The 11,039-nt window shown below is 65.4% G+C and carries 11 protein-coding genes; 7 read left to right on the top strand and 4 right to left on the bottom strand.

The window, feature by feature from the left end; genetic code table 11:
• Window positions 1-18 precede the first annotated feature (18 nt).
• Window positions 19-768: a YoaK family protein gene (locus CON76_RS10470; protein WP_101103312.1), complete on the bottom strand. Its 750-nt coding sequence runs from the start codon at window positions 766-768 to the stop codon at window positions 19-21.
• A gap of 26 nt (window positions 769-794) precedes the next feature.
• Window positions 795-2,891: a methionine--tRNA ligase gene (gene metG / locus CON76_RS10475; protein ID WP_101103303.1), complete on the bottom strand. Its 2,097-nt coding sequence runs from the start codon at window positions 2,889-2,891 to the stop codon at window positions 795-797.
• Between the two features lie 86 nt (window positions 2,892-2,977).
• On the opposite strand from metG, the gene apbC reads away from it, so the two are divergent.
• The 5 genes from apbC (at window position 2,978) to CON76_RS10500 (ending at window position 8,945) form a co-directional block, all read left to right on the top strand.
• Window positions 2,978-4,069, top strand: coding sequence for an iron-sulfur cluster carrier protein ApbC (gene apbC, locus CON76_RS10480; RefSeq protein WP_101103304.1), 1,092 nt, complete (start codon window positions 2,978-2,980; stop codon window positions 4,067-4,069).
• Between the two features lie 38 nt (window positions 4,070-4,107).
• Window positions 4,108-6,663 carry an ABC transporter permease gene (locus CON76_RS10485; protein ID WP_101103305.1) on the top strand — a complete coding sequence of 852 codons (2,556 nt, stop codon included), beginning with the start codon at window positions 4,108-4,110 and terminating at the stop codon, window positions 6,661-6,663.
• Between the two features lie 62 nt (window positions 6,664-6,725).
• Window positions 6,726-7,883, top strand: coding sequence for an iron-containing alcohol dehydrogenase (locus tag CON76_RS10490; RefSeq protein ID WP_101103306.1), 1,158 nt, complete (start codon window positions 6,726-6,728; stop codon window positions 7,881-7,883).
• 98 nt (window positions 7,884-7,981) lie between these two features.
• A complete protein-coding gene (locus tag CON76_RS10495; RefSeq protein ID WP_101103307.1) occupies window positions 7,982-8,488 on the top strand; it encodes a DUF411 domain-containing protein in 507 nt (168 codons plus the stop codon).
• A gap of 34 nt (window positions 8,489-8,522) precedes the next feature.
• A complete protein-coding gene (locus CON76_RS10500; protein WP_101103313.1) occupies window positions 8,523-8,945 on the top strand; it encodes a group II truncated hemoglobin in 423 nt (140 codons plus the stop codon).
• Window positions 8,946-8,968: 23 nt separating this feature from the next.
• Here the strand turns inward: CON76_RS10500 and CON76_RS10505 are convergent, their stop codons facing one another.
• A complete protein-coding gene (locus CON76_RS10505; RefSeq protein ID WP_169929041.1) occupies window positions 8,969-9,628 on the bottom strand; it encodes a Smr/MutS family protein in 660 nt (219 codons plus the stop codon).
• 70 nt (window positions 9,629-9,698) lie between these two features.
• Here CON76_RS10505 and CON76_RS10510 point away from each other — a divergent pair, with 70 nt between their 5' ends.
• Together CON76_RS10510 and CON76_RS10515 are read left to right on the top strand one after the other, a co-directional pair.
• Window positions 9,699-10,028: a type II toxin-antitoxin system RelE/ParE family toxin gene (locus CON76_RS10510; RefSeq protein ID WP_101103309.1), complete on the top strand. Its 330-nt coding sequence runs from the start codon at window positions 9,699-9,701 to the stop codon at window positions 10,026-10,028.
• 49 nt (window positions 10,029-10,077) lie between these two features.
• Window positions 10,078-10,329: a helix-turn-helix domain-containing protein gene (locus tag CON76_RS10515; RefSeq protein ID WP_240592838.1), complete on the top strand. Its 252-nt coding sequence runs from the start codon at window positions 10,078-10,080 to the stop codon at window positions 10,327-10,329.
• 4 nt (window positions 10,330-10,333) lie between these two features.
• Here the strand turns inward: CON76_RS10515 and CON76_RS10520 are convergent, their stop codons facing one another.
• Window positions 10,334-10,825 (bottom strand): CgeB family protein, encoded by a 492-nt coding sequence (locus tag CON76_RS10520; protein WP_101103311.1) that lies wholly within the window; start codon window positions 10,823-10,825, stop codon window positions 10,334-10,336.
• Window positions 10,826-11,039 lie beyond the last annotated feature (214 nt).

The following is an 11,039-nucleotide window of genomic DNA, read 5'->3' on the forward strand; positions in this document are numbered from 1 at the left end:
TGCGGTGAAATATCCGGGTTAGCGCCCCGCCCACGCCTGCCAGCGGCGCCAGTCGTCCAGCAGCGGGCGCAGCACCAGCAGCAGCAGCACCGCCGCCAGCGGCACGGTGGTGACGTAGCCCCAGTGCTTGAAGCCCAGCGCCCCGGCCACGGCACCGCCAAAGAAGCCGCCAATCAGCTTGGCCTGCAGCCCGAGCTTGTCCCAGTTGGCCTGCACCGGCAGCTCGCTGGCGTGGCGGTTGATGTAGAGCGCCTTGCCCAGCTCGATGCCCAGGTCGGTGACGAGGCCGGTGAGGTGGGTGGTGCGGATCTCGGCGCGCGAGATTTTGGTAATCACCGCGTTTTGCAGCCCCATGGTGTAGCACAGCAGCAACACCGTCAGCGGCATGAACAGCGTGACGTGCAGGTTGATGGCGGCCCCAAACAGGCCAAACAGCAGCAAGGTTGCGCCTTCGAGCAACAGGGGCAGGCCAAAGGCGCTGCGCAGTTGCCGTCGCAAGCCCCAGTTGACCAGCCAAGCGGTGGTCATGGCCCCCAGCAAGAAGGCCAAGAACGAGGCCATGCCGCCAATGGCCAGTGTCCAGTGGCCCAGCACCAGTTCGTCGGCCACCGACGACACAATGCCAGTCATGTGCGAGGTGTATTCACCCACCGCCAAAAAGCCGCCTGCGTTGGTGGCTCCCGCCACCATGGCCAGCGTGATGCCCAACCGCAGGTTGGCTTGGCGGGTGCGTTCAATGTCGAGCCAGCCGGAAGGTGCGGAGTGCATGTCCGTGGCCTGCGTGCTGTGCTGGTTCAGTGCAGGCGCATGCCCGGTTGTGCGCCCGGCCACGGGTGCAGCACGTAGATACCGGGTTGGGCTTTCTCGTCGGCGTGGCTGGCGGCCAGCACCATGCCTTCACTGATGCCAAACTTCATCTTGCGCGGGGCCAGGTTGGCCACCACCACAGTGAGTTTGCCGATCAGATCCTCGGGCTTGTACATGCTGGCAATGCCGCTAAAAACGTTGCGGGTGCGGCCTTCGCCCACATCCAGCGTCAGGCGCAGCAACTTGGTGGAGCCTTCCACCGGCTCGCAGTGGTCGATGCGGGCAATGCGCAAATCCACCTTGGCGAAGTCGTCGATGGAGATGGTGGGCGCGATGTCCTCGCCGCCGGGGGTGGGTTTTTCCGGTTCCGGCGCGGCGGGCGGCTCAAACAGGGCTTCGAGCAGTTTCGGATCGACGCGCTGCATCAAGTGCTGGTACACGCCGATGGTGTGGCCCGCGCCCAGCGGGGTGGCGGCATTGGCAAAGGTGAGGGCTTCGCAGCGCAAAAAGGCTTCGACGTTGCCCGCCAGTGCGGGCAGCACGGGTTTGAGCAAAGCGGTCAGCACGCGGAAGGCTTCGATGCAGGTGGTACACACTTCTTGCAGGCGCGCTTCCATGCCCGCCTGCTTGGCCAGCTCCCACGGTTTGTTGGCATCCACGTACTCGTTGACGCGGTCGGCCAGCGCCATGGTCTCGCGGATGGCCTTGCCGTACTCGCGTTCGGCGTAGAGTTCGGCAATGGCGGGCACGGCGGTTTGCAGGTGGTCGAGCAACGCGTCGCCATCGGGCGAGATGGTGCCCAACCGACCGCCAAAGCGTTTGGCGATGAAGCCCGCTGCGCGTGAGGCGATGTTGATGTATTTGCCCACCAAATCGGAGTTGACGCGGGCCGCAAAGTCGTCGGGGTTGAAATCCACGTCCTCGACGCGGCTGTTGAGTTTGGCGGCCAGGTAGTAGCGCAGCCACTCGGGGTTCATGCCCAGTTGCAGGTACTTGAGCGGGTCGATGCCGGTGCCCCGGCTTTTGCTCATCTTTTCACCACCATTCACGGTGATAAAGCCGTGGACGTTGACTTGCGTGGGCGTTTTGCGGCCGCTGAAGTGCAGCATGGCGGGCCAGAACAGGGTGTGGAAGTAGGTGATGTCTTTGCCGATGAAGTGGACCTGCTCCATCGCCGGGTCGGCCACGAATTCGTCGAAGCTTTGCGTGGTGCGCGAGGCCGGGTGCCAGTGGTTGGCGGCTTGGCCCTGGTCGAAGTGGCTCTTCAGGCTGGCCAGGTAGCCGATGGGCGCGTCGAGCCAGACGTAGAAGTATTTGCCCGGTGCGTCGGGGATTTCAATGCCAAAGTAAGGTGCGTCGCGGCTGATGTCCCAGTCGCCCAGGCCGCCGTTGCCTTCTTCGTCCTTGGTGAACCATTCCTTGATCTTGTTGAGCACCTCGGGTTGCAGGTGGCCGGGCTCGGCGGTCCAGTTTTCCAGGAACTCGATGCAGCGCGGGTTGCTGAGCTGGAAAAAGTAGTGCTCCGACGTGCGCAGCACCGGCGTGGCACCGGACAGGGCGGAGTAGGGGTGCTTCAGCTCGGTGGGGGCGTACACCGCGCCGCAGCTTTCGCAGCTGTCGCCGTACTGGTCCTTGGCGCCGCACTTGGGGCATTCGCCTTTGATGAAGCGATCGGGCAGGAACATGTTCTTTTCGGGATCGAAGAACTGTTCGATCGTCCGGGTAGCGATCAGGCCGTTGGCCTTGAGGTCGCGGTAGATCTGCTGCGCCAGGGCGTGGTTCTCGGGGCTGTCGGTGGAGCTCCAGTTGTCAAACCGGACGTGAAAGCCCTCCAGGTACTGCGCGCGCCCGGCGGCAATGTTGGCCACAAACTGCTGCGGCGTGATGCCGGCTTTTTCGGCGGCGATCATGATGGGCGCGCCGTGGGCGTCGTCGGCGCCGACAAAATGCACCTCGTGGCCCTGCATGCGCTGCATGCGCACCCAGACGTCGGCCTGGATGTATTCCATGATGTGGCCAATGTGGAAGTTGCCGTTGGCGTAGGGCAGGGCGGTGGTGACGAAGAAGCGGCGCGCAGCGGTCATAGTTAAAGGGGTCTTTCAGGGCAAGCTGGCAATTTTAAGGGGCCACCCGCCACAATCGCGCTTTTGTTTTTTGCTGGAGAGACCGAATGGCCATTGACCAACAGGCGCTGTTGCGCTCGCTGCAAACCGTGACCGACCCGTACACGGGCCAGGATTTCGTATCGACCAAGGCCATCAAGCATGTGCAGGTGCAAGGCGATGCGGTGTCGTTTGAGCTGGAGCTGGGTTACCCTGCGCGCAGCCAGCACGCAGCGTTGCAGGCGGCGCTGACCGCTGCGGCGCAGACCGTGCCCGGCGTGCGGCACGTGAACGTGCAGATCCGCACGAACATCGTCAGCCACGCGGTGCAGCGCGGGGTGCCGCTGTTGCCGGGGGTCAAGAACATCGTGGCCGTGGCGTCGGGCAAAGGTGGCGTGGGCAAGAGCACCACGACCGCCAATCTGGCGCTGGCGCTGGCGGCCGAAGGCGCGCGTGTGGGCATCTTGGATGCCGACATCTACGGCCCGAGCCAGCCCACCATGCTGGGCATCAGTGGTCGGCCCGAAAGCACCGACGGCAAGACGATGGAGCCGATGCGCAACCACGGCGTACAGGTGATGTCGATAGGTTTTCTGGTGGAGCCTGACCAAGCGATGGTGTGGCGCGGCCCGATGGCCACTCAGGCGCTGGACCAACTGTTGCGCCAGACCCACTGGCAAGACCTGGACTATTTGCTGGTGGACATGCCACCCGGCACGGGGGACATTCAGCTCACGTTGAGCCAGCGTGTGCCCATCACGGGGGCGGTGATCGTGACCACGCCGCAGGACATTGCGTTGCTGGACGCGCGTAAGGGCATCAAGATGTTCGAAAAAGTGGGCGTGCCGATTCTGGGTGTGGTGGAGAACATGGCTGTCCATGTGTGCAGCAACTGCGGCCATGTGGAGCACATTTTTGGTGCCGATGGCGGCAAAAAAATGGCGGCAGAGTTTGGCATCGACTATCTGGGTGCGTTGCCGTTGAACCTGCAAATACGCTTGCAGGCCGACAGCGGCACCCCCACCGTGGTGGCCGACCCGCAAGGCGAGATCGCGCAGTTGTACCAGGGCGTGGCGCGTCAGGTGGCCCTGACGGTGGCAGCCAAGGCCAAGGACTTTTCCAGCAAATTCCCGACCATCCAAATTTCGAAAGACACTTGATCTGGCCTCGTTTAAGGCCGCTGGGTTACGCTTGCGCCATGTCTGTACCACCACCACGACCACCACAACCTCCTTCCTTTTGGGCCTTGGGCGCCCGGGCCTTGTGGCGCGACTGGCGTGCCGGTGAGCTGCACGTGCTGGTGCTGGCCATTGCGCTGGCGGTGGCGGCGCTGACGGCGGTGGGTTTTTTTGCCGACCGGCTGCAAAACGGCCTGCAGCGCGACGCGCGCCAGTTGATCGGTGGTGATGCTGTGCTGCGCAGTGACCACGCGCCACCCCCTGTATTTGCGCAGCAGGCGCAGGCGTGGGGCTTGCAAACGTCGTTGCAGGTGAGTTTTCCGACGATGGCGCGCGCGCCCGATGAGCTGGGCGGTGCGGCGCGGCTGGTGTCGCTCAAGGCCGTGCCAGCGGGCTACCCCTTGCGTGGCCAGTTGCGCGTGGCGGCCAGCGTGGCCCAAGCCGATGCCGGTGGTACCCCGACCCGCGACGTGCCCGCACCCGGTACCGTGTGGGTGGATGCCCCGCTGTTGCTGGCGCTGGGCCTGGAGTTGCAGCAGACCCTGTGGCTGGGCGATGCCGCGTTCCGCATCGAACGCCTCATTGTGCAAGAGCCCGACCGGGGCGCGGGCTTCATGAGCTTTGCACCGCGCGTGATGCTGCATGAGCAAGATGTGGCCGCTACTGGCCTGGTGCAACCGGCCAGCCGCTTGAGCTACCGCTTGGCCGTGGCGGGGGACGATGCCGCCGTGCAACGCTACACGGCTTGGGCCGAGGCCGAACTCAAGCGCGAGAATCACCACGGCATGCGGCTGGACACGCTGGAAAACGGTCGCCCCGAGATGCAGCAAACCTTGGGCCGGGCTGAGAAATTCCTGAACTTGGTGGCCCTGCTGGCCGCGCTGCTGAGCGCGGTAGCGGTGGCCTTGGCGGCACGCGCCTACGCGGCGCGGCATCTGGACGACTGCGCCTTGCTGCGTGTGTTGGGCTTGTCGCAAGGCGCGATGGTGCGCGCCTACAGCTTTGGTTTTGCGTTGGTGGGGCTGTTGGCGGGGTTGTTGGGGGTGGCGCTGGGCTACGCCGTTCACCACGGTTTTGTGTGGTTGTTGGCCGATCTGGTCAAGACCCCCATGCCACCGGCCAGCGCGTGGCCCGCCTTGCTGGGGCTGGGCATGGGCCTGACGCTGATGTTGGCGTTTGGCCTGCCGCCGGTGTTGCAACTGGCGCAGGTGCCGCCGCTGCGGGTGATTCGGCGCGAGGTGGGCAACCTCAAATCGGCCTCGTTGGCGGTGCTGGGGCTGGGCGCGGCGGGGTTTGCCGTGTTGCTGCTGTTGGCCAGTGGCGATGCCAAGTTGGGCGGCATTGCCGTGGGCGGTTTTGCGGTGGCGGTGGCGCTGTTTGCCACGCTGGCCTATGCGGCGGTGCGCTTGCTGCGCCGTGTGGTGAACGAGGCCACCGCGCCGCGCTGGTTGCGCCTGGCCACGCGCCAGCTCTGTGCCCGGCCTGCCTACGCGGTGGTGCAGGTGAGTGCGTTGGCCGTGGGGTTGCTGGCGCTGGTGCTGCTCGTGCTGCTGCGCACCGACCTCATCCGCAGCTGGCAGCAGGCCACGCCCGCCGATGCGCCCAACCGCTTTGTCATCAACATCCAGCCCGAACAGGCCGAGGCCTTTCAGGCCACCTTGCGCGCGCAAGGCGTGACACGCTACGACTGGTACCCCATGATCCGGGGCCGGCTGGTGGCCATCAACCAGCGCGCGGTGCGCCCGGAGGACTACCCCGACGAACGCGCGCAGAATTTGGTGCGGCGCGAGTTCAACCTCTCGCACAGCGCCACCGTGCCTGCGCACAACCCGGTGGAGGCCGGGCGCTGGACGGAGAACGACCCCCACGCCATCAGCATCGAGACCGGGTTGGCCAAAACGCTGGGTCTCCAACTGGGCGATACGCTGACGTTCGACATGGCGGGCGTGCAGCGCACCTCCACCATCACCAGCTTGCGCAAGGTGGACTGGAGCTCGATGCGGGCCAACTTCTTTGCCATGTACCCGCTGGCGCAATTGCCCGACGTGCCGCGTACCTACATCACCGCCTTCCGCGCCCCCAACGACAAGGGTTTTGACAACGCGCTGGTGCGCGCCTACCCCAACATCACCAGCGTGGACATGGGCAGCACGCTGGCGCAGGTGCAGGCCGTGTTGGGGCAGGTGATACGGGCGGTGGAGTTCCTGTTTGCCTTCACATTGGCGGCGGGGCTGGTGGTGCTGTTTGCCGCCATCACCGCCACCCGGCGCGAGCGTGAGCGCGAATTTGCCATCCTGCGGGCGCTGGGGGCACAGTCGGCGCTGTTGCGCCAGGTGCAGCGCGCCGAGCTGGTGGGCGTGGGCCTGCTGGCGGGGGCGCTGGCATCGGCCGTGGCGGTGGTGGTGGGTTGGGCGCTGGCGCGTTATGTGTTTGAGTTCGATTGGAACGCCTCGCCTTGGGTGCCGTTGCTGGGGGCGCTGGCCGGGGCTGGGCTGGCGCTGATGGCGGGCTGGTGGGGGCTGCGCGGTGTGTTGCGCACCCCGGTGGTCAGCACGTTGCGCCAGGCGGCGGACTGAAGCACAGTCAAACCGCCACAGTATGCTTGTACGGTTTTGTTGCAACCTTTGGGAGTTTGTTGATGCTGAACTTTGATTTCCAGAACCCCACCCGCATCGTGTTTGGCCAGGGCAGCGTGGCCCGCCTTGACGAGCTGGTGCCCGCGCAGGCGCGCGTGTTGGTGCTGTACGGCGGCGGCAGTGCCGAACGCCACGGCACGCTGGCCGAGGTCGAGGCCGCGTTGGGCGGCCGCACCATCCACCGCTTTGGCGGCATCGAACCCAACCCCACTTACGAAACCCTGATGCAAGCGGTGGAGTTGGCGCGCCGCGAGCGACTCGACTTCTTGCTGGCGGTGGGTGGTGGTTCCGTCATTGATGGCACCAAATTTGTGGCTGCTGCGGTGCATTACACGGGCGACCCGTGGCAGATTTTGGAAACGCGCGGCGAGGGCATCGGTGATGTGCTGCCGCTGGGCACGGTGCTGACCTTGCCCGCCACCGGCTCCGAGATGAACGCCGGCTCCGTCATCAGCCGCAAGTCGCTGCAAGCCAAACGCTTTTTTGGCCATGCCAAGGTGTTTCCGCTGTTCTCGGTGCTGGATCCGACCAAGACCTTCACGCTGCCGCCGCGCCAAGTGGCCAACGGGGTGGTGGATGCGTTTGTCCACGTGGTCGAGCAGTATCTGACCTACCCGGTGAACGCCCGTGTGCAAGACCGTTTTGCCGAAGGGCTGCTGCAAACGCTGGTGGAAGTGGGCCCGCTGGCCCTGAGCCAGCCGCAGGACTACGACGTGCGCGCCAACTTGGTGTGGGCCGCCACATTGGCCCTCAACGGCTTGATTGGCGCGGGTGTGCCACAGGACTGGGCCACCCACATGCTGGGGCACGAAATCACCGCTGCGCACGGCCTGGACCACGCCCAGACCCTGGCCGTGGTGCTGCCCGCGTTGCTGGAGGTGCGCCGCGCCGCCAAGCACGACAAGCTGCTGCAATACGCCGAGCGCGTCTGGGGCCTGCGCACCGGCAGCGCAGACGAGCGCGTCACGCAGGCCATAGAGCAGACCCGCGCCTTCTTTGAATCGCTGGGCGTCAAGACCCGCTTGCGCGACTACGGCGTGGGCGCCGAGGCCATCGACCACCTCATCGCGCAACTGGACAAGCACGGCATGACCGCTTTGGGCGAACACGGCGACATGGATCTGGCCCTGAGCCGCCGCGTGTTGCAAGCCGCACTCTGAGCGTTGCCGCCCGCCGTGCCCCTGGGCGTGGCAGCGACAGTGTGAAACTTCTGGCCGCATGGGGTGTCGTACCGCGCAACACGAAAGGACGATGCTCCATGCCCATTGCCACCCACCCATCGCGCCGCACCTGGCTGCTGCAAGCCAGCGCCGCCACCCTGGCCGCCCTGACAGCCCCCGCCTGGGCCGCCGCACCCACGGCCACCCCTGCCGCACCCGCCACCCGCCTGCTGGTCGAGGTCTGGAAAGACCCCAACTGCGGCTGCTGCCAGGACTGGATCGCGCACATGGAACAGAACGGCTTTGCCGTCAAGGTGCACAACACCGGCAACAACGCCATCCGTGCCCGGCTGGGCTTGCCGCAACAACTGGGCTCGTGCCACACCGCGCGCGTGCAGGGCTACGTGCTGGAAGGCCACGTGCCCGCCACCGAGGTGCAGCGCCTGCTGCAGACCCGCCCGCGCGCACTGGGGCTGGCGGTGCCGGGCATGCCGGTGGGTTCGCCCGGCATGGACGGCCCGGCGTACGGCGGCCGCCGCGACCCCTACGACGTGCTGCTGGTGCGGCTGGATGGCAGCACCGCCGTCTTCCGCCGTTATGCTTGAGGCCCCAACCCAACCGACACAAGACCACAACACCATGCAAATCCAGGAACCCCCGCCCAAGAACGACGCTGGCCAACCCATGACGCCCTTTGAATGGCTGGGTGGCGAACCCGCAGTTCAAACGCTGGTCGACCGTTTTTACGACCTGATGGATCTGGAACCAAGCTACCGTGAGTTGCGCATCAGCCATGGCAGTACGCTCGACAGCGCCCGCCAAAAGCTGTTTTGGTTCTTGTGCGGTTGGTTGGGTGGGCCGGACTATTTTGTGGAACGTTTTGGTCATCCGCGCCTCAAAATGCGCCACATGCCGTTCAAAATTGGCATCGTGGAGCGCGACCAATGGGTGACTTGCATGGATCAGGCCATGCGCGAAACCCACGTGCCCGACGAACTGCGCGCGCGCCTGAACCAGAGCTTCTTCCAGACCGCCGACTGGATGCGCAACCAGCACGGCTGATGCCGACCGGTGTGCCCCGGGCCCTACGTCACCCGGGGCGAGGGCCGCAGCAGCACCACCAGCGCGCCCGCACCACCTTCCGCTGGGCGTGCCTGCACAAAGGCCATCACCTCGCTTTTTTGCACCAGCCAGCTGTGGACACGGCCCTTGAGCACCGGCGTCTTGCCCGGCGAGCCCAGCCCCTTGCCATGCACCACGCGCACGCAACGCAGGCCGCGCTTGTGCGCCTCGCGGATGAACTCGCTCAGCGCGGGGCGGGCCTCGTCGGTGCGCAGGCCGTGCAAGTCGAGCTGGGCCTGGATGCTCCAGTCGCCCTGACGCAGCCGGCGCGCCACCTCCTGCCCGATGCCGGGGCGACGAAAGCTCAGGTGTTCGTCGGTGAACAGCAGCGTCTCGGCGTCGAACTCGTCGCTCAGGGCCTCCTGCATCACGGCCTGTTCGTCGCGCTGGCGCTGCTGGGGCAGGGGTTGCACCGGGTGCGGCGGCACCACGTGCCGCCCGTGGTGGGGCAGGCGTTGCACCGCCCCCACAACGCGCTCAAACAGCAGACGGTCTTTGTGCTGGCGTTGCTGCGCCGCCTGGCGCGCGGCTGCCTCGGCAGCACGTTGCGCGGCCAGCTGCGCCGCACGGGCGGCCATCGCTTTTTTCAGCGTCTTGAGTTCCGAGAGGGTGCGGACTTTCATGGGGCGCATTGTCGCGCAAGGTGGCGATGGTGTGGTTGCGTAGGGTTAGCAAACTTGCTAACATCTGTCCATGCACTGGACAGTCAGTTACTTCAATGAGCGCGTGCAGCGCGAGATCACCGCTTGGCCCGTCGGCATTTACGCCGATTACCTGCGTCTGATCTTGCTCATGGAGGAGCATGGTGCAGATCTGCGCCTGCCGCACTCGCGTGCTGTGGGCGACGGACTTTTCGAGTTGCGTTGTAAGGGCGTGGAAGGTATTGGCCGCGCGTTTTACTGCACGATGGTCGGGCGCGAGATCGTGATTCTGCACAGCTTCATCAAAAAAACGCAGGAAACGCCCGACCGGGAACTGAAGACTGCCCGCAAACGGTTGAAGGAGGTCAAACATGCACAGTGAATCGTTCAAACCCGTGCGCCTGGACACCCAGGCAGAGCTGGCCCGCGCCATGCAGCGGCCAGGGTTTCAGACCGCGTGGGACGGGTTGGAAGAAGAATACGCCGCGCTTGGCGAGTTGTTACAGGCCCGCAAACAGGCGGGCCTGACCCAAGAAGAAGTGGCCGCCCGCATGGGCACGACCAAGAGCGCCGTGTCGCGTCTGGAGGCTTCGATCCGCAGCGAAAGCCATTCCCCGTCGTTTGCCACCCTGCGCAAGTACGCCCACGCTTGCGGCAAGCGGCTGGTGATCAAGATGGTGTAGAGCATCAAGCTATCAGCGTCGCCATCGCCCGGTTGAACGCCGCCTCAAACGGCAATTGCTGTACAAAGCGCCAGCTGCGGGTGATGCTCTCCTGTTGCCGTTCCGGGAAGGCCAGCACGTCCAGGCAGGTGGCCACCAGCTGGTCGTAATCGGCGAACATCACGCCCGACTGCGACCAGTCGCTCAATGGGCTGTGTTCCGAGGTTTCGGACACCACCGGCAGCCCCAGCAGCACGGGCCGCGCCACGCGTAGCACCGGAAACAGCCGCGTCTCGTAGTAGTGGACGTTGAGGATGAGCCGACTGCGCAGCAGCGCAGGCACCAAGCTGTCGCCGTAGGCGGCGCGGGGCAGTTCCACCGTCAGGCCGTGCGCCTGCAATTGTTCCACGATGGCCTTGCGCCGGGGCGACATGCTGCCGCAAAAGCTCACGTCGCACGTTTTGCCGATGGCGTGCCAGGCTGGGTTGAAGTGGCCCGCCACCGGCTGAATTGGCATTTCATGACCCAGATTGAGCGGCAAGCCCCGGGGTTCAGCCCGAGGTTCGAGCGATCGGGCCGGGTCGGCCCGTAGTCTTTTGTGTAGCCGACCCGTATCATCGTCGGCGTGAACACCACCACCAAAACCCTCCAGCTGCGCATCAAGGACAAGCACGCGCGCGTGCTGCGCCAGATGGCGCGCGAGGTCAATCAGGTGTGGAACCACATCAACG

Source organism: Macromonas bipunctata, from assembly GCF_002837135.1.
Taxonomy (GTDB): Bacteria; Pseudomonadota; Gammaproteobacteria; order Burkholderiales; family Burkholderiaceae_C; genus Macromonas_A; species Macromonas_A bipunctata.